At 54.8% G+C, this 26,452-nt stretch carries 27 protein-coding genes; 3 read left to right on the top strand and 24 right to left on the bottom strand.

All coding sequences use genetic code 11. The annotated features are described in order from the left end of the window. Positions 1-2: 2 nt before the first annotated feature. The 13 genes from DFQ01_RS21845 to DFQ01_RS21785 form a co-directional block, all read right to left on the bottom strand. Positions 3-1,682 carry an ABC transporter substrate-binding protein gene (locus DFQ01_RS21845; protein ID WP_174812835.1) on the bottom strand — a complete coding sequence of 560 codons (1,680 nt, stop codon included), beginning with the start codon at positions 1,680-1,682 and terminating at the stop codon, positions 3-5. 23 nt (positions 1,683-1,705) lie between these two features. Further along, entirely contained in the window at positions 1,706-3,058 is a 1,353-nt protein-coding gene (locus DFQ01_RS21840; protein ID WP_110046043.1) for an LLM class flavin-dependent oxidoreductase, read from the bottom strand. Between the two features lie 1,027 nt (positions 3,059-4,085). Next, the gene (locus DFQ01_RS21835; RefSeq protein WP_245946822.1) at positions 4,086-5,354 is read right to left on the bottom strand and encodes a M20 metallopeptidase family protein; all 1,269 of its coding nucleotides are present in this window, start codon (positions 5,352-5,354) and stop codon (positions 4,086-4,088) included. Further along, entirely contained in the window at positions 5,351-6,679 is a 1,329-nt protein-coding gene (locus DFQ01_RS21830; protein ID WP_110046042.1) for an LLM class flavin-dependent oxidoreductase, read from the bottom strand. The genes DFQ01_RS21835 and DFQ01_RS21830 overlap by 4 nt, the downstream gene beginning before the upstream one ends. Continuing rightward, positions 6,679-7,275: a DinB family protein gene (locus DFQ01_RS21825; RefSeq protein WP_110046041.1), complete on the bottom strand. Its 597-nt coding sequence runs from the start codon at positions 7,273-7,275 to the stop codon at positions 6,679-6,681. Before DFQ01_RS21825 ends, DFQ01_RS21830 begins: the two co-directional genes overlap by 1 nt. Positions 7,276-7,390: 115 nt before the next feature. Further along, complete coding sequence (locus DFQ01_RS21820) at positions 7,391-8,611, bottom strand: amidohydrolase (protein ID WP_110046040.1); 1,221 nt, start codon at positions 8,609-8,611, stop codon at positions 7,391-7,393. A 29-nt stretch (positions 8,612-8,640) separates the two neighbouring features. Next, entirely contained in the window at positions 8,641-9,657 is a 1,017-nt protein-coding gene (locus DFQ01_RS21815; RefSeq protein ID WP_110046039.1) for an LLM class flavin-dependent oxidoreductase, read from the bottom strand. Positions 9,658-9,674: 17 nt separating this feature from the next. Then, positions 9,675-10,427 carry an amino acid ABC transporter ATP-binding protein gene (locus DFQ01_RS21810; RefSeq protein WP_110046038.1) on the bottom strand — a complete coding sequence of 251 codons (753 nt, stop codon included), beginning with the start codon at positions 10,425-10,427 and terminating at the stop codon, positions 9,675-9,677. Continuing rightward, positions 10,424-11,134, bottom strand: coding sequence for an amino acid ABC transporter permease (locus DFQ01_RS21805; RefSeq protein WP_110046037.1), 711 nt, complete (start codon positions 11,132-11,134; stop codon positions 10,424-10,426). Before DFQ01_RS21805 ends, DFQ01_RS21810 begins: the two co-directional genes overlap by 4 nt. Beyond that, positions 11,124-11,918 (bottom strand): amino acid ABC transporter permease, encoded by a 795-nt coding sequence (locus DFQ01_RS21800; protein ID WP_110046036.1) that lies wholly within the window; start codon positions 11,916-11,918, stop codon positions 11,124-11,126. The genes DFQ01_RS21805 and DFQ01_RS21800 overlap by 11 nt, the downstream gene beginning before the upstream one ends. A gap of 36 nt (positions 11,919-11,954) precedes the next feature. Next, complete coding sequence (locus tag DFQ01_RS21795; RefSeq protein WP_110046082.1) at positions 11,955-12,800, bottom strand: transporter substrate-binding domain-containing protein; 846 nt, start codon at positions 12,798-12,800, stop codon at positions 11,955-11,957. A gap of 85 nt (positions 12,801-12,885) precedes the next feature. Then, positions 12,886-13,425 carry a GNAT family N-acetyltransferase gene (locus DFQ01_RS21790; protein WP_110046035.1) on the bottom strand — a complete coding sequence of 180 codons (540 nt, stop codon included), beginning with the start codon at positions 13,423-13,425 and terminating at the stop codon, positions 12,886-12,888. 295 nt (positions 13,426-13,720) lie between these two features. Continuing rightward, positions 13,721-14,605, bottom strand: a complete 885-nt coding sequence (locus DFQ01_RS21785) for a LysR family transcriptional regulator (RefSeq protein WP_110046034.1) — start codon at positions 14,603-14,605, stop codon at positions 13,721-13,723. Between the two features lie 137 nt (positions 14,606-14,742). Here DFQ01_RS21785 and DFQ01_RS21780 point away from each other — a divergent pair, with 137 nt between their 5' ends. Further along, positions 14,743-15,276: a GNAT family N-acetyltransferase gene (locus tag DFQ01_RS21780; protein WP_110046033.1), complete on the top strand. Its 534-nt coding sequence runs from the start codon at positions 14,743-14,745 to the stop codon at positions 15,274-15,276. A 128-nt stretch (positions 15,277-15,404) separates the two neighbouring features. Here the strand turns inward: DFQ01_RS21780 and DFQ01_RS21775 are convergent, their stop codons facing one another. From DFQ01_RS21775 to DFQ01_RS21765, 3 genes are read right to left on the bottom strand one after another with little or no spacing between them, the layout of a single operon-like run. Beyond that, on the bottom strand, positions 15,405-16,040 hold the full coding sequence (locus tag DFQ01_RS21775; protein WP_110046032.1) for a bifunctional 4-hydroxy-2-oxoglutarate aldolase/2-dehydro-3-deoxy-phosphogluconate aldolase: 636 nt from the start codon (positions 16,038-16,040) through the stop codon (positions 15,405-15,407). A gap of 5 nt (positions 16,041-16,045) precedes the next feature. Next, positions 16,046-17,329 carry an A/G-specific adenine glycosylase gene (gene mutY / locus DFQ01_RS21770; RefSeq protein WP_110046031.1) on the bottom strand — a complete coding sequence of 428 codons (1,284 nt, stop codon included), beginning with the start codon at positions 17,327-17,329 and terminating at the stop codon, positions 16,046-16,048. Then, complete coding sequence (locus DFQ01_RS21765; RefSeq protein ID WP_110046030.1) at positions 17,316-18,239, bottom strand: helix-turn-helix domain-containing protein; 924 nt, start codon at positions 18,237-18,239, stop codon at positions 17,316-17,318. Before DFQ01_RS21765 ends, mutY begins: the two co-directional genes overlap by 14 nt. Before the next feature lie 148 nt (positions 18,240-18,387). Here DFQ01_RS21765 and DFQ01_RS21760 point away from each other — a divergent pair, with 148 nt between their 5' ends. Next, entirely contained in the window at positions 18,388-18,741 is a 354-nt protein-coding gene (locus tag DFQ01_RS21760; protein ID WP_110046029.1) for a c-type cytochrome, read from the top strand. A 97-nt stretch (positions 18,742-18,838) separates the two neighbouring features. Here DFQ01_RS21760 and DFQ01_RS30870 read toward each other — a convergent pair whose 3' ends face one another. The 8 genes from DFQ01_RS30870 to DFQ01_RS21730 form a co-directional block, all read right to left on the bottom strand. After that, positions 18,839-19,042, bottom strand: coding sequence for a hypothetical protein (locus DFQ01_RS30870; protein WP_146216910.1), 204 nt, complete (start codon positions 19,040-19,042; stop codon positions 18,839-18,841). Positions 19,043-19,143: 101 nt separating this feature from the next. Further along, complete coding sequence (gene acpS, locus DFQ01_RS21755) at positions 19,144-19,557, bottom strand: holo-ACP synthase (RefSeq protein WP_110046028.1); 414 nt, start codon at positions 19,555-19,557, stop codon at positions 19,144-19,146. Between the two features lie 334 nt (positions 19,558-19,891). Beyond that, positions 19,892-20,701: an ammonia-dependent NAD(+) synthetase gene (gene nadE, locus DFQ01_RS21750; protein ID WP_110046027.1), complete on the bottom strand. Its 810-nt coding sequence runs from the start codon at positions 20,699-20,701 to the stop codon at positions 19,892-19,894. 33 nt (positions 20,702-20,734) lie between these two features. Beyond that, positions 20,735-21,169, bottom strand: a complete 435-nt coding sequence (locus DFQ01_RS21745; protein ID WP_110046026.1) for a BrxA/BrxB family bacilliredoxin — start codon at positions 21,167-21,169, stop codon at positions 20,735-20,737. A gap of 214 nt (positions 21,170-21,383) precedes the next feature. Continuing rightward, the gene (locus DFQ01_RS21740) at positions 21,384-21,785 is read right to left on the bottom strand and encodes a DUF3905 domain-containing protein (RefSeq protein WP_110046025.1); all 402 of its coding nucleotides are present in this window, start codon (positions 21,783-21,785) and stop codon (positions 21,384-21,386) included. A gap of 11 nt (positions 21,786-21,796) precedes the next feature. Then, a complete protein-coding gene (locus DFQ01_RS31965; protein WP_281272035.1) occupies positions 21,797-21,922 on the bottom strand; it encodes a hypothetical protein in 126 nt (41 codons plus the stop codon). Positions 21,923-21,971: 49 nt separating this feature from the next. Beyond that, positions 21,972-23,696 carry an ATP-binding protein gene (locus DFQ01_RS21735; RefSeq protein ID WP_110046024.1) on the bottom strand — a complete coding sequence of 575 codons (1,725 nt, stop codon included), beginning with the start codon at positions 23,694-23,696 and terminating at the stop codon, positions 21,972-21,974. A gap of 202 nt (positions 23,697-23,898) precedes the next feature. Then, positions 23,899-24,783 (bottom strand): alpha/beta hydrolase, encoded by an 885-nt coding sequence (locus tag DFQ01_RS21730; RefSeq protein WP_110046023.1) that lies wholly within the window; start codon positions 24,781-24,783, stop codon positions 23,899-23,901. 191 nt (positions 24,784-24,974) lie between these two features. Here DFQ01_RS21730 and DFQ01_RS21725 point away from each other — a divergent pair, with 191 nt between their 5' ends. Continuing rightward, the gene (locus tag DFQ01_RS21725; RefSeq protein WP_110046022.1) at positions 24,975-26,234 is read left to right on the top strand and encodes a BaiN/RdsA family NAD(P)/FAD-dependent oxidoreductase; all 1,260 of its coding nucleotides are present in this window, start codon (positions 24,975-24,977) and stop codon (positions 26,232-26,234) included. Positions 26,235-26,452 lie beyond the last annotated feature (218 nt).

The raw sequence follows: 26,452 nt of genomic DNA, 5'->3' as shown, positions 1-26,452 counted from the left end.
TTCTATTTCTTAATTGAAGCCGAGTTGAAGATCGGATAGCCGAGCGTATCGAAGACGATGCCTTGCACCGAGCGATCTGCCGCAACCGTGTAAGGGAATACGTAGATTGGCAGGACAACCGCCTGATCAATAATGTAGTGTTGGATTTGCTTGTAGATTTCGGCACGCTTCGTATCGTCCGTCTCTACAAGTCCCTGCTCCAGCAGCTTATCGACATCCGGGTCGGACAGACGCGGCAGCGTCGGAGTGCCGTTCGGCTTCGCTGTATGATAGAACGAATACAACGCGTTTGGATCGGAGTTCACTTGGCTGTTGCCGTACAGGTCATACGCACCGTTCGTGAATACGACGGTACGAACATCCTTCGTAATTTCCACCTCTACGGAGATGCCGATCGCCTTCAACTGCTGTTGGATGATGACGGCGATATCGTTGCGCTTCTCCCGATTCGGCGTGCCATCCACGTAATGAATGGTCAGCTTCTTGCCGTCCTTCTCCCGAATACCGTCTGCACCTTTCACCCACCCGAGCTCATCAAGCAGTGCATTCGCCTTCGTAAGATCCGGCTTCACACTGTTCTCCAGTGAAGGATCATAGCCAAACGTTCCTGGTGTAAGCGGCGACCAAGCGCGGTCGTAAGTACCCAGGTAGAGCGTCTTCACGATACTGTCTACGTCAATGGCCAGCTGCACCGCCTGCCGAGCCTTCGCTTCATTCCATGGCGGACGCTCTTCGTTGAAGAACAGCGTATAAGGCAGACCAACTGTATTAGCCTGAAGGAGCTGCGTCTTCTTGTCGTCCTTGAGGGCGACGATATTTTGCGGCGGTACCGTCTCTGCTGCGAGCACTTGCCCACTCTGCACGCTGCCGATACGCGTTGCTTCCTCTGGAATGATCTTGAACGTAATGCCATCGAGATACGGAGCGCCTTTGTTCTCAACCGTCTCAGGTGCCCAGTTATAGTCGGGGTTACGCTCGACTTGAATCTCCGCATTTTGCTCCCACTTCACGAACTTGAACGGTCCAGTGCCAACCGGATTCAGACCGAACTGGTCGCCATCCTTCTTCGCAGCCGTTGGCGACACGATGCCGAGCAGCGCTTGACTTAAGTTGCCGAGGAATGCTCGAGACGGGGTCGATAGATTCAGCTTAATCGTATAGTCATCGATAATTTCGGAGGACTCATAAGGTGCAAGCAGCGCTACGGCGTTCGCTGCTTTGGTCGCAGGATCAAGAATACGGTCGTAGCTGTATTTCACCGCCTCGGCGTTGAATGGAGTTCCGTCCTGGAACTTCACATCTTGGCGAAGCTTGAACGTATAGCTCTTGCCGTCGTCCGATACTGTCCATGACGTAGCAAGCCACGGCTTGATCGAATTGTCGGGCAGCTGAACAACAAGTGAATCATAAATTGTCCGTAGGACGCGCACAGCAACAGCCAAGCCGCTGCGATGGGGATCGAGCGTATCAGGCGAGGTCGCTAGTGCGTAGGACAGCGTTCCCCCTTGCACAGCTGCGCCTCCCTCGCTGCCATCCGTCTTCGTATCTGCTGTTGCTGCTGCAGGCTGCGCCGAATCGGCGGCATTCTGCTCTTTACCCTTGCTAGAAGAGCAAGCCGCCAGCACCAATGCAAGCACAAGCAGCATTGTGGCTGTTAGGATTAGTGGTTTTCTTTTATTCATAGGAATGCTCTTCCTCTCATCAATTAGTTCACTGCTGCACCCGTCTGCTTGCGGGCCGTTGTGTAGCGATTCTCCGGCACTGGAATGCCCAGGTTGCCGCGAAGCGTATCGGCTTCGTACTCCGTACGGTATACGCCGCGCTCTTGCAGAATCGGAACGACCAGGTTCACGAAGTCATCCAGGCTGCCTGGATAGCTCGATGCGATAATGAAGCCATCCGCACCTTCCTCTTCAAACCACTGCTGCACCAAATCCGCTACATGCTCCGGCGTGCCGATGAACGCGTTACGAGGCGTCGCAGCCTGCAGCGCTACCTCGCGCAGTGTCAAATTGTGCTCCTTCGCACGCTGCTTGATCCGATCCGTGCCACTGCGGAAGCTGTTCGAGCCGAGGTCGCCTACATCCGGGAATGCCGCATCCAGATCGTATTGCGAGAAGTCGTGATGCTCGAAGAAGCGGCCCAGATAGTCCAGCGCATTCTCGATCGTCACAAGGCTGGTGAGCTGCTGGTATTTCGCTTCCGCTTCCTCCTGCGTGCTGCCGATGATCGGACCGATGCCCGGGAAAATCAACGTATGGTCCGGGTTGCGGCCTTCCTTCGCTACCCGCTCCTTCACGTCGCGGTAGAACGCCTGCGCTTCCTCCAGCGATTCATGTCCCGTGAACACGGCATCTGCCGTCTTCGCCGCCAGCGTGCGACCGCTATCCGACGAGCCTGCTTGGAACACGACCGGCTGCCCTTGCTTCGAACGCGCGATGTTGAGCGGTCCTTGTACGGAGAAGAACTCTCCTTTATGGTTCAGGCGGTGCAGCTTCTCTGGGTCAAAGAACACGCCGCTCTCTTTGTCACGAATAAATGCGTCGTCCTCCCACGAATCCCACAGCCCCTTCGCTACCTCAAGGTATTCCTCTGCAATTCGGTAACGCTTGGAATGCTCGGGATGATCTTTGCCGCCGAAGTTGAGTGCGCTGCCCTCCAGTGGAGAAGTAACAACGTTCCACCCTGCCCGGCCGCCGCTAATGTGGTCAATGGAAGCGAACTGACGCGATACTGTGAATGGCTCGCTGTATGATGTCGACAACGTACCGACCAGTCCGATCCGTTCTGTAACTGTCGCCAGCGCCGACAAAATCGTAATAGGCTCGAACCGATTCAGGAAGTGCGGAATCGACTTCTCCGTAATGTATAAGCCGTCTGCAATGAACACGAGATCGAACTTGCCTTCCTCTGCCTTTTGCGCCTGCTGCTTGTAGAAGCCGATGTTCACGCTCGCGTCGGACGGAAGCTCAGGATGTCTCCAGCCCGATGTGCCGCCACCTACGCCATGAATGATCGCGCCTAATTTCAGTGAACGTTTCTTTGCTTGATTTGCCATGATTACGCACCTCTTTGATTAGATTTAGTCATATACTCAGATAGACTGAGTGAATTTTATATTCCCCTATCTGTTTAGTAGGAATTAACCTTGGCAATACTCTATCATCCCGATTTGGTCCGCACAATGCATTATCGATGTCTTCTATAGACGGTTCGTGATGATCTATCGGTCGGGATTATACGGGACAGCCTGGTACTCAACAATGCTCGTGGGGTAGGCGAGCAAAGGAGCTGCCGTGGCGGATTAATGTACAAATAAGTATCCTAAGTCTCGCGCTCGGGCCAACGTAGCTACTTAGTGTACATTTATGTATCCTAACCCCCACCACCGTGCCGCCGCAGCTACTTAAAGCACATATATGTATCCTAACCCTCGCCATCGGGCCAACGTAGTTACTTAGAGTACATATTATGTATCCTAGCCCACGCCATCGGTTTGCTCTGTTGAGGCGTTTTTTCGCCTCTATCCGAGCGGATGAGCGGACGCCCCCCTGTTAGCGGCATTTTTTCGCCCCTATCCGGGCGGATGGACAGACGCCTCCCTGTTAGGGGCGATTTATCGCCTCTAGCTGGGCGAACGGCCGAGCTCCTCTCTCTTAGGGGCGGTTTATCGCCTCTATCCAGGCGGACGGACACGCTCCTCACTCTTAGCGGCGATTTATCGCCTCTATCCGAGAGGATGAGCGGACGCCTCCCTGTTAGCGGCGATTTATCGCCTCTATCTAGATGAGATAAGCGTGTGAGAGACACCAGCTGCCCGTACGAAGGCCGAGCTCCTCTCTCTTAGGGGCGGTTTATCGCCTCTATCCAGGCGGACGGACACGCTCCTCACTCTTAGCGGCGGTTTATCGCCTCTATCCAGGCGGACGGACAGGCGCCTCTCTGTTAGCGGCGATTTATCGCCTCTATCTAGATGAGATAAGCGTGTGAGAGACACCAGCTACCCGTACGAAGGATCTCCTTCACACACAACAAAAAAACACCAACGAGGCCCGGCATTACGCCGTTCTCGTTGGTGCTTCCTACTAACCTTTGCCGCCTTCCACCGCGAGGTGGACAAGCAGCTTCACCCCGTGCGCAAGCACGGATTCGTCGAGATTGAACCGTGGGCGGTGCAGCCCATCGGTTATGCCCAGCTCGGCATTGCCGCAGCCCAGCAGAACGAACGCGCCCGGCACTCGGTCGAGGTACCAGCCGAAGTCCTCGCCTGCGAGACTCGTCTTTTCCAACTGCAGCACGCTACCACGCCCAAGCACTGCCGAGCCGCTGCGAATGACCTCCTGCACAGCGTCTGCGTCATTAACAACCGCAATGCCTTCGCGCAGCGCCAGCTCGTAGGAGCCGCCGTATGACAGCGATACTGCCTGCGCATGGCGATGCAGTCCGTCCGTAATGGCGGTAACCGTCTCTTTGCTGAAGGCACGGAACGTACCCGAAATCACGCTCTGCTCCGCAATCGCATTAATAACCGTTCCGGCTTGAACGGTCCCGAACGCGAGTACAGCCGATTCCGTCGGATCCACGCCGTGTGCCATCAGTCCATTGACCGCTTGAATGTAAGCTGCGGTCATTTGGATTGCGTCGACGGCGAGGTGAGGCGTGCTATGATGCCCGTTCTTTCCCTTCAACGTCACATGAAAATGGGAAGAGGCCGCCATCGCATAATGCGAATGGATGCCGATCGTACCAGCCGCGAGCTCCGGCCATACGTGCAGAGCGAAGCAGCGGTCCACCCCATCTAGAATGCCAGCTTCGATTATATCTCGCCCGCCCGAGAGCAGCCGCCCGTCCAACGGACTAGGCAGCGCGCCTTCTTCAGCGGGCTGTAAGACAAACCGAAACTCTCCTGCAATGTGATCTCGGTGAGCAGCAAGCGTCTTCGCAGCGCCGAGCAGCATTGCTGTATGCGCATCATGCCCACAGGCGTGCATGACTCCATCGACGACTGAACGGTAGTCGACGTCATTCAGCTCGACAATCGGCAGCGCATCCATGTCCGCCCGCAATACGGTCGTTCTGCCACCAGGCAGCGTGCCCCGCAGAATACCTACGACACCTTTGCCAAAATGCGGCCCGACACCAGAGACGACATGCAGCCCCCACTCCTCCAACAGATGCACAACGATTGCCGCCGTCCGATCCGTATCATATAGCAGCTCCGGGTGACGATGCAGGTCACGTCGAATCTCGACAAGCTCCTCGTGCAGCGACTCCGCGTATCCAAGCATTCCGCGGAGCACCTCACCTTCTTCTTGCCTTAGTACCTCCACCGTCTCGCGCAAGCTCAAGCTCACACCCGCTCTTCCGTCTTCACATACCGGTTCGCAGGGATTGGCAGACCTAAGTTGCCGCGCAGCGTGTCGCTTTCATACTCCGTGCGGAACAGGCCGCGTGCTTGCAGGATCGGCACGACGTGCTCGATGAAATCCTCCAGCCCGTGCGGCACGGACGAGCCAACCATGAATCCGTCAGCGGCGCCTGCTTCGAACCATTCCTGCACTTTGTCAGCTACTTGCTCTGGTGTGCCAAGGAATGCCGGACGAGGCGTCGCAACCGACAAGGCGACTTGACGCAGCGTCAGTCCTTTCTCCTTCGCAACCGCCTTGATACGGTCCGTCGTGCTCTGGAAGCTGTTCCGCCCCAAATCACCAAGGTCAGGGAATGGCGCATCCAGGTCATACTGCGAGAAATCGTGATGCTCGAAGTAACGACCCAGATAGAGCAGCGCGTTAGCAGGCGAGACGAGCTCGACAACCTCTTGATATTTACGCTCTGCCTCTTCCTCCGTGCTGCCGATAACCGGACCGATGCCCGGGAAGACGAGTACGTTATCCGGGTTGCGGCCGAAGCCAACTGCGCGTCGCTTCACATCTTGGTAGAAGGCGACAGCGTCCTCAACCGTCTCGTGACCCGTGAAGATCGCGTCCGCATGCTTCGCGGCATAGTCCTTGCCTACCTCAGAGGAGCCCGCTTGGAATACTACCGGCTGACCCTGCTTCGAGCGAGCGATGTTCAGCGGCCCTTTGACCGAGAAGAACTCACCCTCATGATTCAGCTCATGCAGCTTCTCAGGATCGAAGAATACGCCGGACTCCTTGTCGCGGACGAACGCGTCGTCTTCCCAAGAGTCCCACAGACCACGCGTGACCTCCAAATATTCCGTCGCAATCCGGTATCGCTTCGCATGGTCCGGATGCTCTTTCTTGCCATAGTTCAGTGCGGAGCCTTCAAGCGGGGAGGTGACGATGTTCCAGCCAGCGCGTCCGCCGCTGATCACGTCGAGGGAGCCGAACTGGCGAGCGACCGTGAAAGGCTCGCTATAGGACGTAGACAATGTGCCGACCAGTCCAATATGCTTGCTGGACGCAGCGAGCGCACTAAGAATCGTCAGCGGCTCGAATCGATTCAGGAAGTGCGGAATCGACTTCTCGTTAATGTACAAGCCATCGGCGATGAAGACGAGATCGAATTTGCCGCCTTCCGCCTTCGCGACCCATGACTTGTACAGCTCGAAATTCACGCTCGCATCCGACTGAATCTCGGGATGCCGCCACAAGGACGTGCTGCTGCCGACGCCATGGAGCATAGCGCCCAGCTTCAACTGTTTGAGCTGAGTCATTACACATTCCCTCCTTGTGCAGACGCTGGAGCAATGGAGCATGAAGAACCCGCCGAAGCTGGCGGCGCAACAGAGCACGAAGAGCCTACAGAAGCTTCCGTCTCATCCGATGATGCAGCTGCTGCTGCCTCGCGATTACGGTAAGCCGTACGAATCCGTTCGATTTGGGCCAAATGGTGCTGTACATGATTCGTGAAGCCGCGCACGATATCGCGAACGCGAACCGTCTCACCTTTGAAATTAACGCCAGCTTTATCCCAATCCTGCTCGCTCAGCCGCGCGAACAGCAGTCCATTGTATTGAACCAGCGACCAGAAAACAGCGAGAATGTCTTCGACATTGCCATCATTCGAATGCTGTCCAGCCACCCAACGGTCTTGATCAAAAGCTGGCAGCCGCGCCTGTGTATCGGCCAAAATGTCGCGAAGGCGGAACGATACGACGATATTATGATCGGTGAGGTGAGCGAGCACTTCCGTCACGCTCCACTTCGCTTCGGTTTGTTTCCATTTCAGTTCTTCCTCGCTAAGCCCAGCAATTGCCTGGGTCAGCTGCAAATGCGTATCTAGATACGCTTGAATGTTCACTTCGCTCATAAGAGTTCCCCCTCCAAAATATGAATGGCTTATCGACGATGCCAACGTGAAGCGTACAAGCGATAACGAGTCAGAAGGTCAGACGATTAATCCCCTGCCCCTGCCCCTGCACCGCTCATCCTCGTACTGCTCCTTCTTCGGACCCGGCACCTGCAATGCTCGCAGCTTCAGCGGCGAAGTGATTCAGCGCACGAACCGCCGTACCAGCGAAGAAGTCAGCTGCAATCGGCAGCGCCCGCTCATCCAGATCGAATGCTGGATGATGCCATTCATGCGGTCCTTCGGTTCCGAGGAACACGAACAGCCCCGGCACATGCTGCTGATACACGGCGAAGTCCTCGCCAGCAGGCGAAGGCACCGGAACAACAGGAATTAACCCCAGTTCCTCTGCTTCCTTCCAAGCTAACTCTGCCAATACCTCATCATTGCGCACCGGCGGCGGCCCTTCGATCCAGCGGACAGATGCGTTCGTCTCGAACGCCGCGGCGACGCCTTCAACGACCTGCTCGAACCGCTTCAGCACGCGGCGGCGCACGCCTTCCTCGAACGTGCGAATCGTACCGTCCAGCACCGCACGCTCGGGGATAATGTTCCATGCGGTGCCGCTATGCAGCTTCGTCACGCTGACAACCGCGCTGTCCAGCGCGCTCACATTGCGGCTGACGATCGACTGCAGCGCCGTCACGATATGGGCGGCCGTGACGATTGGGTCATTGCCTGCCTCGGGCACAGCAGCATGCGAGCCTTTGCCCCCTACCTCAACGACGAAGCCGTCGGCAGCTGCCATGATTGGACCGCCCTTAATGCCGATCGTCCCGACCGGCAGATCCGGCTTATTGTGCAAGCCGAAGACGGCGCTCACTCCTTCCAGCGCGCCGCTCTCGACTACGCGGCGAGCACCTACCGCTTTCTCCTCAGCAGGCTGGAACAGCAATCGAACGGTACCCTGCAGCTCCGCCTCGCGCGCTTTCAGCAAATACGCTGCGCCCAAGATGGCCGCCGTGTGGAAATCGTGACCGCAAGCATGCATCACGCCAGGAATCGTCGAAGCGAACGGAAGTCCCGTCTCTTCCTGAATGGGCAATGCGTCGATATCGGCTCTTAGCGCAATAATCGGACCGCCATTCAGCCCGCCTACTTCCGCAACAATGCCGGTACGCAGCGAATAATGAGCGATGCGAATATCCGCTTCTTCAAGCCATCCCCGAATACGAGCGGTCGTCTCGAACTCCTCGTTCGACAGCTCTGGGTAGCGATGCAGCTCCCTGCGAATATCGCTCAGACTACTCGCCAGCGACGCTGCGCTTACCAGCTCTAGCTCCTGTTCGTTACTCATCCTTACACCCCCAGTCGCAGCGCCTCATGCTACGCCTTCACTTCTGCGAATGCCTCACTGAGCAGCTCATAGGAACGAATCCGCTGCTCGAATGGCGCAATGTTCGTCGTAATAATGAACTCTTCTACACCTGCCGCCTCGTGCAGGGCAATCAACTTACTGCGAACAGTTTCCTTAGATCCCGCAGTAACTTGCGCATCCTTCTCCTCAATCGTGTAAGGCTGTCCCGATTGCTTGCCATAATTCTCCGCCTGCTCCACAGTGCCAAGCGTCACCTTGCGCCCATCGGCCAAGTACACTTTTACCAGCTTATTAGGCGGGATCAGGTCGATTGCTTCTTGATCCGTGTCCGCCACAATAGCCGACAGCGCGAGAATCGCATGCGGCTGTGTGCCGTGCTCGTAATTGAACGCATTGCGGTATTTCACGATCGAAGCAATCGCTGCCTGCTCGTCGCCGCCGATGAAGATCGAGAACACATAAGGCAGACCAAGGCTCGCGGCGAGCTCCGCACTGCTATCCGATGCGCCGAGCAAGTACAGTTCCGGCGCTACCGCCGGAATCGGCGATGCCTTCAGTCCAGCAAGCGGATGATCCTCAGCCAGCTTCAACCCGCCGCCCACATGGCCTTGCAGCTCAATGATTTTGTCCGTCAGCGTCTGCGGCTCGGACACGCCCTTCTGCAGCGCCTGCGTGCTTCGCGGCAGACCGCCCGGTGCCCGGCCAACGCCAAGATCGACGCGTCCCGGCGCCAGCGTAGCAAGGACGTGGAAGTTTTCCGCCACCTTGTACGGGCTGTAGTGCTGCAGCATAATGCCGCCAGAGCCGATACGGATATGATTCGTTTTGGCTAACAAATAAGAGATAAGTACCTCCGGCGATGAACCGGCTACATATTCTGAATCATGATGCTCCGATACCCAGAAGCGGCGGAAGCCAAGCTCCTCGGCCTTCTGTACCAGTGCCAGCGTATGGGCGAAAGTTTCTTCGGACGTCTCTCCCGGGTAGACCGGGCTTTGATCCAATATACTGATTGCAATCGTCATCGTATTCCCTCCCAAGGTTAAATCGAATAGCTGAACTCCGGCGTGTACCGCTTCAGGAACTGCTTCGTCCGCTCTTCCTTCGGATTGCTGAACAGCTCGGCTGGAGGGCCCTCCTCCACAATGACGCCGCCGTCCATGAACACGACATGGTTAGCGACATCTTGGGCGAAGGCCATCTCATGCGTCACGATAATCATCGTGATGCCTTCCTTCGCAATGCGGCGAATGACCGCGAGCACCTCGCCTACCAGCTCCGGGTCGAGCGCGGACGTCGGCTCATCGAACAAAATCACTTCCGGTTCGAGCGCAAGCGCACGCGCAATGCCGACACGCTGCTGCTGTCCACCTGACAGCTGGCTTGGATAAGCATCAAGCTTCGCGCCGAGTCCAACCTTCTCGAGCAGTTGAATGCCGCGCTTACGCGCCTCGTCTTTGCTCACCTTTTTGACAACGATAAGCCCTTCAATCACGTTCTCCAGCGCCGTCTTATGGTTGAACAGATTATATTGCTGGAACACCATCGCGGAACGCTGCCGCAGCGCATGAACTTCCTTCTTGCCCGCATGCTTGCAGTCGAGCGTGAAATCGCTAATATGAATCGTGCCGTCACTTGGCTTCTCGAGATAATTGATGCAGCGAAGCAGCGTCGTCTTGCCCGAGCCGCTTGGACCGAGAATGGCGACGACCTCGCCCTTCTCCACCGTCAGGTCAATGCCTTGAAGCACCTCCTGCCGGCCAAATGATTTGCGAATACCGCGCAGCTTGATCATGCTACCCCTCCTCGGTTGTACACGTTGATTTTGCGTTCGATGAAGCTCGTCGCCCGCTCGATGAGCAGCGTCAATCCCCAGAAAATAAGCGCCGCCGCCACATAAGCCTCGAAAAACTTCCAGTTCGTTGAAGCGACAATCTGCGCCTTGGCATTCAGATCAACGACCGATACGGTGAAAGCAAGCGTCGAGCCATGCAGCATCCCGATCAGCGAGTTGGACAGGTTCGGCAGGCTTGCTGCGAACGCTTGCGGGAACACGATTCGGCGAAGCGCCTGCGGCGTCGACATCCCCACAGACAGTGCCGCTTCCATCTGCCCGCGATCAACAGCGAGCAACCCCGAACGAACAACCTCCGACATATAGGCACCCGCCGTAATCGAGAAGGACACAAGTGCGAAGGCGATCATCGGAATGCGAGCCGAGCTCCAGCCTAGCCCGAACTGCGAAGATAGACCGTCAACCAGCATCGGCAGACTAAAATAAATGAGCAGCAAATGCGTAAGCATCGGCGTCCCGCGAATGAACGTGACATAACCCGAAGACAGCTGCGCAAGCACCGGAATGCGATAGATGCGCGCGAGTGCCGTAATCGATCCGATAACGAGGCCGCACAATACGGATACGAAAGTAATCTCCAGCGTGACCGGTATAGCCGACAGCAGCTTAACGAACGCCGTCCAGATAAAAGAAGGATCAAGCTTCATAACTTGGCACCTCCTTTTTCTCCAAATTCAGCTCACGCGTTAAGCGGTTGAGAGGCGGAACCCGGCGAAGACCGAACCAGCTCCTCTTCTCCTGCTCACGGCGCATATGCCGCTGAAGCCGGCGCTCGGCCAAGAGCAGAACACGTTCCAGCAACAGGCTGATGATCAAATAGATAATGGCAAGCGAGATATACGTTTCGAGAAAATGCTGCGACAACGCCCCAAGCGACTGCGCTTTGCCCGTCATCTCCATGACCCCAAGCGTGAAGGCGAGCGACGTCTCCTTCAGCATCGCGATCACGAGGTTGGAGAATACCGGCACGGCAATCGCCAGCGCCTGCGGCAAAATAATGCGGGTGAACGCCTGGTAGCCAGTCATGCCGACCGCGTAGGCTGCCTCTACCTGTCCGCGATTGACGGCGGTGACCGCCGCGCGAATCGTTTCCGAGATGAAGGCCCCCGCGTTCAGGCCCAGCGTGAATATAACGAAATACAGCACCGGCACCCTCGTGACGTCGATATAAACCAGCTTTAATATCTCGGGCAACCCGTAGTAGAACAGGAACAATTGAATCAGTACCGGCGTTCCCCGGAAGAACGATACGTACACCATCGACAGCTGCTTAAGCACCGGCACATGGTACAATCGAGGGAGGGCCACGAGTAAGCCGATGATCAGCCCCGTCGCAATGGCCCCCGCCACAATCAGCAGCGTCAGATCCAAGGTGCTCAGCAGCTTAGGTACGTATTTGAACACGTAGGCGAAATCAAAGCCATACTCCATCTTGCACCCTCACCTCACATTCGTTCTGCTGCGCGTCTACTTCGCCGTATCCGACGTGAAGTCCTCACCGAGCCACTGCTCACTCAGCTTGCCAAGCGTACCGTCCGCTTTAATTTCCTTCAGTGCTCCGTCAATCGCATCCGACAGCTTCTTCGAATCTGGATCATCCTTGCGGAAGACGAACAGAATGTCTGCCTCGGACAAACCATCGCCAACCGTCTTCAGCTTGTTCTGCGGATCGATGAGCTTATGCGTGAAGTCTGCACCGATCGTCGCGTCAACGCGGCCGGACGTAATTTGGGCTACCGTATCGTTCGTTGTTCCGCTCGAATACACGATATCGATCTTCTTGTCATGGTCTTTGTTGTAGTTTTCAAGAATTTGCGCCTCTGCGCTCGTTGCGCTAGTTAGAACCTTCTTGCCAACTAGATCATCAAGCGAATTGACCGCGTTGTTGTCCTTCGCTACGATGATTTTGTTGCGCCAGTGTGCATAAGGCTCGCTGTTGAACAGATACTTCTCCTCACGCTCAGGGTTTTTCTCCATCTCATGTGCGACAAAATCGATCTTCTTCGTCTCGAGGCTGAGCAGCAGGTTCGAGAATTCCATCGTCTGCAGATCGAATTCGTACTCTGGCAGACGTTTATCAACTTCGCGTACAAGCTCAACGTCGAAGCCCGTCAGCTTGCCGTTCTCATCCAAGAAGCACACTTGCGGGAAGCCCGTGCCTGTTCCGACTACGATCTTCGTTACTTTGCCAGTGGACGCTGCAGCGTCAGTTGAAACCGCAGCCGACGTGCTCTCCGATTTATTTGACGAGCCGCAGCCTGCAGCCACCAATACGAGTGCTAAGCTTGCTGGAATAAGCAGTGATTTTTTCATCTTCTTCATCTTCATGACCTCCAACGGTTCAGTGGTTTATTGGTTTATTGCTTCTGTGGTTCGAATTTTGTTCGTTATAAAATGTTTAGCTGGCGCCGACCTCGCCAGCTGCTTCCCGCGAGCGCGCGAATGCGGCTGAATCAACAACCTTGCGCAGCAGATGCATGACGCCGTCTCCGTTGCCAGGATCGAAGGCTCGGATGCTCTCGTATCCTCTGCGTTGATACATCGGCAGCAGCCAAGGGTGCTTCTCTGCCGTTCCGAGCGTTACCGCCGCAGCGCCCACCTTGTCGCGAATGATCGCGTTCTCGACCCAAGTGAGCAGCTTGTCTCCGTACCCTTTGCCCTGCTCACCTGGGTGAACAGCGAACCATTTGATGAACGGGAACTCCGTGACCGCTTTTACTTCATCCCCTTTGGACAACGTAATCGTTGCAACGATCTTGTCGTCCGCTTCCAGTACGTAGCATTCGTTCTGCTCGATGTTGTCCCGAATCTGCGTTACATCCGCATTCGCCGCCGGCCAGTGCAGCCCCAGCTCCCGAATGAGCGAGTACGCCTCGTAGATTACTTCATGGAGCCTCTCTGCATCTTTGACCCCTGCTTGCCGAAACCGTTCGCTCATGCTTTCACCCCTCTAATGTCTGAATCCATTTTGATTCAAATAATTCCTATAAATTTAGTATGAATTAAGATGTTACTAATGTATCATCTGCCGTGCGTTCGCGCTAATAGACTTTCTCTATCGATCGATTGATTGTACGAGAGGTTGTTCGGATGGTTATTCGAAGATGGATGGTTTGCGATAAGATTCATGCTGCACGGCACACCGGGGGATCGGAAGCGCCACGCAGCCGCAGCTGTAGGATAAGTGCTGGGTTTCGTGTATATAGAAGTGCTCTATCTCGCGTACCTGCTCCTCAAATACTGTAGAAGCTCACATTGTTCTTCGGGAGCAGCGCCTCAATAAACTCTTCGTTCTCGCCGGTGAGCGCGATCAGGTTGGTCTGAAGCGAGATGCCCTTCGTCTCTTCGATCTCGATCGGAATGAGACGGCCTTGGCTCACTTCTTCTCTTACGCACAAACCTGGCAGGAAGCAGATGCCTGCTTTTTGCATCACGAGCTTCTTGGCAGTCTCTGAATTGTCGGCATGGAGCAAAATATCGGGCGAATGCTCGAGCTGCTCGAACACGCGGTGCAGCCGCTGCCAATCCAGCGAACCGCATTCGAAGAACAGCAGCGACTGGTAGCGAATCTCTTGAATCGACACCTTGCCCACTGCGGCAAAAGGATGCCCCTCATACACGTATAACTTAATCGGATCCTCATAGAATGGATACGATTGTACCGACGGATGAGCCAGCTTGCGGACAAAAGCGATGTCGAGCTCGCGGTCCAGCACCTTTTTGACCAGCTCATCCGTTGGCGCAGTCGTCAGCTTGAACGAAAGCTGCGGATACTGCTGCTTCAGCTTCGGCAGCAGGTCGGGAATCAAATAATTCGATACCGACACCGTGCTCCCGATCCGCAGCTCGTGCGGGCGCGAGCCGCGCTCCTGCAGATGGAGCCGCCCCTTCTGCATCGTCTGAAGGATTTGCTGCGCATAAGGCAGGAACTGCTTTCCCTTCTCCGTCAGCAAAATCTGCTTCCCTAAACGGTCGAAGAGTCGGCAATCCAGCTCGCGCTCCAGCGTCTGGATTCGTGCGGTTACGGACGGCTGAGACAAATACAGCACCTCAGCCGCCTTATTGAAGCTGCCGTAGTGATTCACATACACAAAGGCTTCGATGTTCTCAATATTCATACGCTTCCCCCTCAGGCGTTCAACGATAGACATTTTCTATTCATCGTTCGAATTTATTTTTATCATATAGGATTAATCGGAATTATGGAATATAGTAAATGATAAATATAAATTGAGCAAATAAAGGAGTGACCCTAATGAGCATCAAAAGCAGCGTGACAATACGAGATGCACGGGAAGAAGACCAAGAGCCGTTCGTTCAACTGCTAGTTGAAGCGTATGGCCAATACGCGGACGTACTCCCCGATGATCGCTGGGAGCCGTATAAAGAGGCGCTTCAAGGGTCATTCACAGATGGAACACCAATAGCGAGAATTGTAGCGGTACGGGACGATGTCATTGTAGGCAGCGTGCAGCTATTCGCTTCCTCGGAGGAGGCCTATGGCCGACCGGAGCCGTTCATACCGAATCCAGTCATCCGATACTTAGCCGTATCTCCTCAAGCAAGAGGAGAAGGCATTGCAACGCTGCTCATTCAAGAATCGATCCGCCGCGCCCGCGCGCTGGGGGCCAATCGATTGAACCTGCACACGTCCGACATGATGAGCGCAGCGGTTCGGTTATATGAGCATCTAGGCTTCGAGCGGGCCTATGAGACGGACCTGTACAACGGCGAGACGCTGGTGAAAGGGTTCCGGATCGAACTGGATAAAGCCGCGCTTCGAATCTAGCCACGATTGAGATATCTCCGTTTGTCTCCCCGCATGAAAAAAAAGGTTGAGCCGATTAGCGAAAATTCGCCGATCTGCTCAACCTTCTTTCCTTTCTTACGATCCCCAACCATAAATCCGGCCGTCCCTTACAACGACGCTGCCACCTGAACGAACTGACGAACGCGCTCCGTCACGCGTTCATACTCGCCAGCGCGAATCCAATCGAGATTCACGAGCTTGCTGCCCATGCCGACGGCACAAGCGCCGGCGCGGAAGTAGTCGCCAATGTTGTCGATATCGACGCCGCCTGTTGCCAGCATCGGAATGTTGTTCAGCGGTGCACGAATTTCTGCGAGATATTTCACGCCCAGCGATGCCATCGGGAATACCTTCACCGCTTCGGCGCCAGCCTTCCAAGCACGAACAATTTCCGTTGGCGTCATGCAGCCCGGCCATACCGAAATGCCACGCTCCACTCCATACGCGATAACCTCTTCATCGAGGTTCGGCGAGATGATAAACTGCGCGCCTGCCGCGACCGCCTCGCGCGCCATCTCCACGTCAAGCACCGTACCCGCACCGATGCGAGCCTTGCCATCACCGAATTTCGTCCGCCATTGATTAATAATCGCCGTTGCACCTTCGGTGTTCATCGTTACTTCCAGCAAGCGCACGCCGCCATCGATAATTGCCTGCGCAGTCTGATCTGCATGCTGCGCCTCGATGCCGCGAAGAATCGCGACGATCTTATGCTGGTGAAGCATATCGAGAAGTTCGCTCATTCCTTCTATCCCCTTCCTTTAATCCCCCAATGCTGCTGCAGCAGCTTCAAGAACAAGTTTGGAAAAGCAAGCGTGTCCATCGCTTCAGGCCCGATCCACGCGTAGCCCGCTGGCAGTTCCCCGCCACCGCCAGCGTATGAACCATTCGTTTCCGCCACTAGCCCCAGCTCAGCGCTGCCCGAATCAGATGGCGCCGCACTGCTTGCCTCCGACACGTGCGACGGCATATCTGCTTCGAACACATCCATATGCCAATGGATGTGACTGAACACATGCTCCGCTTTCGTCCAATGTCGAAGCGGACGAATGAGCAGCCCGGCTTCCTCGTGAAGCATACGCGCCAGCTGATCCGCAAGCGATGCTTGCTCCTGCTCGCTCGCAGCTTCTTCCTTGCCGCCTGCTCCTTTACTGCCGCTCCGCAGCCGCTTCTCCGCATCCTTCGGCACGAGCACATGCGGCAGCTCCCACATGCGGGCAAGCAGCCCCGTGTCTGGCCGCTGTCTAACGAGCACGCGTCCAGCATGCTCGCCGCTGCCCTCAACGACAACGCCAAGCCGCCATTCCGGACGCGGCGGCTTCGCTTTCGTCTTGATCGGCAGCTCGGCCTCACGTCCCGCCAATCTGCCCGCACAGTGCTCCATCACCGGGCAAGTGAGACAACCCGGCGACTTCGGCGTACAGACGAGCGCGCCAAGTTCCATCAGCGCTTGGTTGAAATCACCCGCTCGGCCCTCTGGGATGATCGAGCGAGCCAGCTTCTCGATCTTCACTCGCGTCGCTGGCTTCGCAATATCGTCCTCCAGCAGCCAGAAACGCGAGAGCACGCGCATCACGTTACCGTCAACTGCCGGCTCTGGGCGATTGAAGGCGATGCTCATGATCGCGCCCGCCGTATAGGGTCCGACACCTTTGAGCGATGCTACCGAGGCAGCGTCATCCGGTACGATTCCGCGATAACGCTCAACCACCTCGCGGGCGCCAGCCTGCAAATTGCGTGCACGAGAATAATAGCCAAGCCCTTCCCAATGCTTCAATACATCCTCTTCCGGCGCCTCCGCGAGCGCCTGCACCGTCGGAAAACGCTGCATGAACCGCTCATAATACGGAATTACCGTATCGACACGCGTCTGCTGCAGCATAATCTCGGACACCCAAACGCGATACGGGTCCCGATTGATTCGCCAAGGCAGCTTCCGCTTCACGACGTCATACCAGCCTAGCAGCTCCCGTCCGAAAAACGCAGCCGTCTCCGCTTGCGTCATCTCCTGCTGTTGATCAATGCTGCTCATTTTTGTCCACTCCTTGCCCCGCTTCCACTTCTGCCTCTGCTGCCAACTCGACCCGAGCCTGCTGCTGCGGATTCGGATGCATCGTACCATCGATTGATTGCGACAGCTCCCGATAACGTCGAGGTGTAATGCCATACTGCTGCTTGAACATGCGGGACAAATAATGATTTTGCATCCCGACCCTGCTTGCGATGTCCGCTACGTTCAGCGTCGTCTCCGATAGCATCGTTCTCGCGAGCTCTAAACGTCGTTCATTCATATAGTTAACAGGCGATGAGCCAACCACGCTCTTGAATATCGTTGTAAAATAATTAGGATGCATGCACTCAATCGAAGCCAGCTGTTCAATCGATATGCTCTCCGATAGATGCTCCTCAATGTAAGCGAGCGACTCTCGGAATGGGTCAAGCTTGTCACGCTTGTCCATGAATGCCTGCTCAAGCCCCGCTCCTTCGAGGAAGCAGGCCATCAACTCCAGCAGCACAGCCTTCGTACGCCAACTCTGGAGCAGCGTATCCGCAAGCTGCAGCTCAATCAACTTTTCATAATAATCGGGTGCCTCATTCGTGTCTGGCGCAGCTACGACGAACGGAATGTCGAGCTCCGTCAGCAGCTGATAGCCGCCGATATTCATTTTGAAATGCGTCCAATAGAAGACCAGCTCTTCATCCTCTGTTCCATAGGCCAAATCCACAGCCCCTGGCAGCAAATAGAGATAACCGGGCTCCATTACGAACTTTTTTTGTTCAATTCGAAGCCATCCCTTCCCGTTGACCGGATAAAATAATCTGGTCAGGTCCGAGTTCTTCGCATCATGCGTCCAACCTGGCTCTTTGCGTGAGATGCCGCTTAAAGCATGCTCGACTTCGATCTGATTCAACCTGCGCAGCAACAAATCGTCGTATGCCAATATTCGAAAACTCCCATTGTTAGATTCATTATGCCGTACTATGCAACAAGCTCTTCTTCCCAATTATAAAGAGACTCCACTGCGATGAGAAGTTAAAAAACGCTATGATATACTAATAGGTAAAGATTGCATGAAACGAGGTCTAGCTATGACAAAATGGACGACCCGCCATAAATCCACCACCATATCGCTGAAGCTGCTGACTGCCATCTTCGCACTACTGGCGCTAGCCGCCTGCGGCAGCTCGAAATCATCGTCCACGCTGGATGGTCCGAAGGAAACGGTCGCGCTCTACAACGCCCGCTGCATTAGCTGTCATGCCACGGACCTAAGCGGAAAGGTCGGCCCAGACAGCGATCTGCGCACCGTTGGCAGCCGAATGACAAAAGAGCAGATTGTACAGGAAATTACGAACGGCGGCGACATCATGCCTGCCTTCGCCAGCAAGCTGAACGCAGACGAGATTAATGCGTTAGCAGACTGGCTTTCCAAGCAGCAATAAGAAAACCAGAACCAACACACGCTTATGTGACAAGCCAAAAGAAGCCGAACAGCATCATGCTGTCCGGCTTTCTTCCGCAAAGACCCGGCTATCGTGCTTACTCCTCATACGCACCAGTACGTAGGCGGTTCCCAAATCTAGCAAATGTCCATGTCGTCGGCCCCGCTTCGGGATGACTTGGAAACCGATCACCGCGGAACAATAGCAGCCGCCCGCCCCAGCTATCGGTATACAAGCCGTCATACAACACGCTTGCACCCGTCTTAAATCTTCTATTGCTCGCCGCCCAACGCTGATTCATCGCCATCCGCCCTTTGCAATCGTAGTATACGAATATTGCAATCTATTCCTACTATGGGCAAATGGTGCAGCCGCTATACTATAGTACGCGCGGCTCCCTCCTCATCCGAGCTGCTCGACGATTGCGAATGCGGAAGCAATCCCTCGATCATGGGTGATCGTGACATGCACGCGACGAGTGACCTTGCTTCCAGCATGGTCGTCCTCCCAGCCTAGCTTGCGTCGGGTTGCTGCTGACAGCAGCACTTCAGGCTTGCCCAACTCGTCTCGCCCAATCACAACATCATGCAGTCCTGCGATAGCACCGATCCCGCAGCCAAGCGCCTTCACGACCGCCTCCTTCGCAGCGAACCGTCCCGCAACGAACTCAGCGAGCCTTCTGCCCGCCAATTCCGCAGCCCTCTCCCGCTCCGTTCCCGCAAGCACCTTCTCGATGAATTTGGCTCCCGCACGCTTCTCCAGAATCGCCGCCACCCGATCGATATCGGCAATGTCATGCCCAATCCCGATAATCAAGCAAGCTTCCTCCCGTTCAACTGACACTCTAGTAAAAATCCAAAAAGGGGTACAACTCTCCCTGCACGCAATAAAATTGCCCCGTCTCCGTCCCTCATTCGACTAAAACATGCTCGAACAGAAGCTATGCCCCCAGGGGCACGCGACCCCAAGCACGCAGCAGCTTAATCGCACCTCTATCCCGCCAACGCCCCCTTCCGGGGTCCAGGGGGCGGGAGCCCCCTGGGGTCCTCCCTAGCAGGGAGGATTTAGGTGGGTAGAAAAACTAAAAACCGGGTGCCGCCGCGCTGCTGCGCGGCCGTCACCCGGCTTTCTCCCTCTTCGATGCATCGTTCTAGATGCCTGGAATAGGCGAGCGTTTATGCTCTGTACGCAAATATTGCTTCTCGATCTTCTCGCGGGCTTCCGGAGCAATCTCCTTGCCCTCGAGATAGTTGCTGTTATCTTCGTACGTGATGCCAAGCTCATTCTCGTCCGTTTGGCCTTCCCACAGACCTGCGGTAGGCGCTTTATCAAGTACGCTTTGCGGCACGCCTAGACGTGCAGCCACTTGACGTACTTGACGTTTGTTGAGCGAGCTGAGCGGCGTAATATCAACGGCACCGTCGCCCCACTTCGTATAGAAGCCGGTAAGCGCTTCGGATGCATGATCCGTACCAACGACGAGGAGATTCAGATCGAACGCGATTGCATATTGCATAACCATACGCGTCCGTGCCTTCACGTTGCCTTTGCCGCCGCGGCTCAGGTGACGGCTAATGCCGATTCCCTTCAAGCTATGCTCTACTTCAAGCGCGATCTCATCGACCGTCTCGCCGATATCCGTCTCCACCCGATGCGTCAGGTTGAATGCGTCTGCTGTTGCATAGCTGTCGGAGATGTCGACCTGCTCGTTATACGGCTGGAATACGCCGAGCGTGATGAACTCTTTGCCCGTCTCAGCAGACAGCTCATCTGTAGCCTGCTTGCACAGACCCGTCGCAACAGCACTATCGATACCGCCGCTAATGGCGATAAGCAAACCAGTCGTGCCCGACTTGCGTACATACTCCTTCAGAAAATCGACCCGTTTGCGAATTTCCGCATCGACGTCAATCGTCGGCTGAACGCCGAACCGTTCAATAATTTCGCGCTGCAAGCTCATCGTTCTTACTTCCTTCCTGACATCATGATCAAATTACCGGCAGAAGCGGTCGAATGCATTAGTCAGATCCGCTGCGATATCAGCTGCAGACCGGTTCTCGATCTGATGGCGCTCGATGAAGTGTACGAGCTCGCCGTCTTTCATCAATGCGATCGAAGGGGACGATGGCGGGTATGGTGCGAAATATTCGCGCGCCTTCGCTGTAGCTTCTTTGTCTTGACCTGCAAATACCGTGTACAGGTTATCCGGCACTACATCAAATTGGAGTGCTTCTGCAACGCCTGGACGGCATTGGCCCGCTGCGCATCCGCATACGGAGTTAACGACTACAAGCGTCGTACCTTTTGCGTTGTCGAAGCTTTCTTGCACTTCTTCCGGCGTACGGAGCTCCGTAATGCCGACGCGCGTCAAATCGTCGCGCATAGGTTGAATCATATCCAGCATATATCGTTCGAAGGACATTGACATGTTCTTCACTCACCTTTCAATCATCATAATAGCCTCATTGTTACATGATTATAATTATTATAAACCTCATGGAAAATGAATGTAAAGCAAAAGCAGCCGAGTTTTCACCCGGCTGCCACCCTCTCAGAGCATCCTCGATATACGGCCTCCGAGACTTTTGTCTAGCATCATCCAACCCCTGAATGCACGGTCCGATCCCCGCGGCAGGGCTGCTTCACGAACTTGGCTCATCGACCGCATAACCAACATCTTTGTCAGGATGCTGGAACATGCCGCCTCCCGTCTGCGGCTCACGGCCTTCCTCAAAGATCGCACGGTTGTCCGATGTGAGGAATCCAATATCCTTATACGGGTGCACCCACTCATCGCCAGACATAATCGCGGGATCCGTCTCCGTCGACCACTGCTCCAGCGGCGATTGGGTTGAAGCATACATATGGTCGCCAATGATGACCCCGTACCGATTGACGAAAGCGCCTCTCGGTCCACGCCCGCTGCGGTAAGCGGGCAAGAAGTTAATTTCGTACGGATCGAGCTCTGGATCATCCCTCAGCGAATCCGCAGCTGCTTCATACTCATACCGATCATTATCGCTGCTTCCTATATAACGCATCATATCACTCAATCTTAGGTCGATGGCCGGTTCGGTCCATCTAGCTTCTTGTCGAAGCCTGGCTCTTCCGCTGCTTTATTCGATGCAGAGCCCCGCTGTGCTGGTGCGGAAGCGCCTTGTTTGTTCGCTTTATTGCTCATTTGTCATCATCCTCCTTCCGTGCACTATTATGCACGTGGAGGAACACTTTTATCCGACAGAAGACACCGCATAACCAGCCCCCGCAGCTACCTCCGATAAGCTTTCCTCGATGGAAAAAGTAACGATGAAAGTCGTGCCTTCGCCGATTCTAGACTCCACATCAATGCGGGCGTGATGCTTCTCGACAATACTTAAGCAGACAGGCAGGCCGAGGCCGGTACCGCTTGATTTGGTCGTAAAAAACGGTTCGAACAGCTTATCCATCTGCTCCTGCGTAATGCCGATCCCCGTGTCCTTCACACGGAGCTCAACCTTACCCGGATAGGATCGCGTTGACAGTATCAGGCTTCCGCCGTCCTTCATCGCCTCAAGTCCGTTGCGGGCTAAGTTCAGTATAAGCTGCTTCATCTCTTTATCATTGAGCCGCAGCTCAGGCAAATCTGGCTGTGGGTTCCAATGCACATGTAAGCCGCGCAAGTTAGAATCCGCCTGAATGAGCGGCATTATCTCCGTTACGATATCGTTCAAGGAAGCGAACGCCTTGTCGATCATCCGGTTCTGGGCCAGCGAAAGAAAGTCATTAATGATCATGTTCGCACGATCAAGCTCATCCATAATAATGCGGAAATATTCATGTTGTTTCTCACCCGTACGCTCCTTCATCAGCTGTACAAAGCCGCGAATAACCGCCATAGGATTACGAATTTCATGCGTGATGCTCGCTGCCATCTGACCGACGAGGCTCAGCCTATCCATTCGCCCAAGCTCGTCCCGCAGCTTACGAAGCTCCGTGATGTCGTGCATAATAATGGCTGCACCTGTAATGGAGGCTAGGCCGACCAATTCATTGTCCCGTATCGCGAATGCCGTCTTCACCAACACTTGACCTTCGGTTTCAACGAGCTCCAATGAGCTTCGTTCACCTCCCAGTGCCTTGTTCAGCATGGAGATACACTGCCAATCGCGTACAGGATCAAACAGCTCGGTGAACAGCCGCCCCTTCATTTCAATAACACTGCGTTTCTTGTCTGGGCTCGGCAGCTGCTGCAGCGAAACCTCGTTCAGATGCGTAATTCGCCCCTCAGTATCAACTAAGACGACGCCAAGCGTCGTCTCATCAATAAACTGCTGAAGCTTCTGAACCTCCGCACGGTACTTATCCGACATCCTTCGGAATTGGCGATGCAGCAGCTCGTGCTCGCGCATGTTCTCGATAATAAGAATGGAACACCATACAACCAAATATGACATCGACGCCATGCCAATAAGCAGCAGCTCCGTCGATTGCAGCGACTCTGGCGCACTTAGCTGCACATTAATCATCATTGTCGTACTGAAGAACAGCTGCAGCACCGTGACAAGCGTCGCGCCAATTTTCAACTTGTCCGCTCGCTTCGCAAGCTGGAAGGGTCGAATCGACATCATGAGAAGTGGACAAAAAATAAACAACAATAGCCCGTATGAAATCCACTGGTTGCTTGTGTCCAGCAGAGGCAGACGGGAGATAATGTAAATGATCGTTAACGCCCCCATGCTCCAGTAGCCGCCGTAGAGCGACCCAACAACATAGGGAATTAATCGTGCATCGAATTGATAGCCGAAATCCGAGTGATGAGATAGCAGCATGCACAGAACCATCGAAATACCGCTCACTGCACCGATCAGTATCTCTCTAGCCTTCGGGTGATGATTCGGGCGATCCCGCCACATTTGGTAGGCAACAGCTGGAAGAATGGAAATGAATATTTGCAGAAGCATCGTTTTCCACATCATGGTTCCGGTCTCCTACTCTCTCCCGTACAAGGAGCTTTACTCCGCTTTTGCTGCCTATTCGCTCTATTATCACAAATTAAAACACAAATTGCTTATTTTTACTATACATAGACTGTTAAAGATTGCCACAGCGTATCGAAAGCTAGATACGAAAAAAAGCAGAAATCGGTTTGAATTTCTGCTCTTGCGAGATGAAAATTTTTCATGTGCAAAGATGAGCCTGCTCCAGCAGCCATGCTGTAATGCGCTCCATCGTATCAGGACCTTCTGGGTCATGATACAGCTCATGGTAGCCGCCTTCAATCGGCATGAACGTACTGCTTTCTCGATTGACATGCTCCATCAGCTCTTGGCTGGCTTCAAAGGACGTAATCCGATCTGCCGTTCCATGTACCAGCAGCAGCGGAATGTGCAACCGCGAAGCTTCTCGAATCGCCCACTCACCGCTATCTGTCATCGACACAAACATGGCAGCTGTAATGTTCCCATGCGACCACTCGTCACGCGGCGGTGCTGGGTTCGGGTGACCCGGCCGATACAAAGATCCTGAAGCAAGACCTGCTGATTGGGTAAAGGTCGGCCATATCCGCCCAATCGCCCGTCCAATCGTCACCTTCCACTTCGGCGGTGTGAAAGCCAGCCGCAGCCACGGGCTCGACAGCACGAGCCCTGCAAGCCCCGACTCATGACGAAGCGCATAATTGACGGCAACATTGCCGCCCATGCTATGTCCATACAAGAACAGCGGCAATTCAGGATAGCGGCGCCGCGCTTCTGCCAATACAGCCTCGGTATCATGCGTCAAATGCGTAATCGATGACGCATGTCCGCGTTTGCCCCCAGAACGCCCATGTCCCCGCTGATCATAGACGAACACTGTGAATCCTGCTTCATTCAATGGACGCACAATCGCGTCTTGACGTCCATGATGTTCGCCCATGCCATGCACAAGGCAGATGACGCCGACAGGCGGCTTAGATGTCGGCCATTCCGCTGCAAACAGCTTTAGCCCATCGACTGGACTTGTGAGCGGCAGCTCGCGCGGTTGCCCGCTATTTGATTTATTCGAAATCGGCGAGTGAGTCATTGCGCCAGCCTCCACATTTTCCGTAATCTTAATAGTAGTTCAGCACGATCGTATCTGAATTGCAAGCGATTTATCCATTCCTCATTAAGAAGCTATGCAGAATGCGGGTTTAGCAGAGCAAGGTTTTGCTAACAGGAAGCATTCCGTTTACAATGAAGGGCATAGATGGGACGACACGGAGGCTTAAGTACATGAAGTTTGACATTATTATTATCGGCGGCGGATCTGCCGGATTGATGGCTGCGATTGCGGCCAGCGAGCAAGGTGCGAAGGTGCTGCTGCTCGACAAAGGAGACAAGCTAGGACGCAAGCTCGGTATATCCGGCGGCGGCCGCTGCAACGTCACGAACAATAAAGATATGGATGAGCTGATTAAGCACATTCCCGGCAACGGGCGTTTTCTATACAGCGCTCTAGCCAGCTTCGGCAATAAGGATATCATCGCGTTCTTTGAACGCCTCGGTATTCGTTTGAAGGAAGAAGACAACGGACGGATGTTCCCGGTTACGGATAAGGCAAAGACGGTTGTCGATGCGCTCGTCAATCAAGTCGTCAAACAAGGTGTGACGATTCGGGTCAACGCACCCGTTGCAGATGTGCTGTATGAGAATGGCGCTGCTGCAGGTGTACGGCTGCGCTCCGGCGAGCGGATAGCCGCTAAAGCTGTTATTGTCGCATCTGGCGGCAAATCGGTTCCGCACACAGGCTCAACCGGCGACGGTTACGCATGGGCCGAGCAAGGCGGACACACGATTACGGAGCTATTCCCAACGGAAGTGCCGATTGTCTCGAACGAGCCGTTCATCGTCTCGAAGGAGCTGCAAGGCGTTTCGCTTCGCGACGTCACACTATCGGTATGGAACCCGAAGGGCAAGCGTATTATCGAGCACCGGGGCGATATGATTTTCACTCACTTCGGCGTGTCGGGCCCCATCGCGCTGCGCTGCAGTCAATTCGTCGTAAAGGCGCTCAAACAGTTCGCCGTCGGCAACATTATATTAACGATCGACCTGCTGCCCGATCAGACGGCGGACGAAATCTACAACGAAACCCTTAAGCTTGCCGCTTCCGAATCGAAGAAAGCAATCAAGAACGTACTGCACGGCTGCTTGCCGGAAAAAATGATTCCGCTCCTCCTCGCGAAGTCGGAGCTGAACGAGCAGTTGACTTACGACAACATCCCGAAGCAGGGCTGGCTCGAGTTCGCCCGCTTGGTCAAAGCATTCCCGCTGCGCGCATACGGCACGCGCTCGATCGAAGAAGCATTCGTCACCGGCGGCGGCGTCCACTTGAAAGAAATCGACCCGAAGACGATGGAATCGAAGATGACAAGCGGCCTCTATTTCTGCGGCGAAGTGCTGGATATTCACGGCTACACCGGCGGCTACAACATCACCGCAGCCTTCTCCACAGGCTACTCCGCAGGCAAAAGCGCGGCTGAAACCTTATAGACGTAAACGCACGAACAAATGGCGACAATCCAGTGCCCAACAGGCACCATATTGTCGCCATTTGTATTTCGCAATGGTTGTAACGCTCGAACAAAAGTTGTGCCCCAGAGGGGCACACGACTCGCAGCACGCAGTAACTCCCATCCGCCTCCCGCCGCTTCTTCGACCCCTTCCGGGGTCCAGGGGTAAAGGTTTCCGTAAGGAAACCACATCGGAAG

The sequence above is a fragment of the Paenibacillus cellulosilyticus genome (assembly GCF_003182255.1).
Taxonomy (GTDB): Bacteria; Bacillota; Bacilli; order Paenibacillales; family Paenibacillaceae; genus Paenibacillus_T; species Paenibacillus_T cellulosilyticus.
The sequence above is the reverse complement of the archived record's forward strand: the minus strand, read 5'-3'. Positions and strand labels throughout refer to the sequence as shown.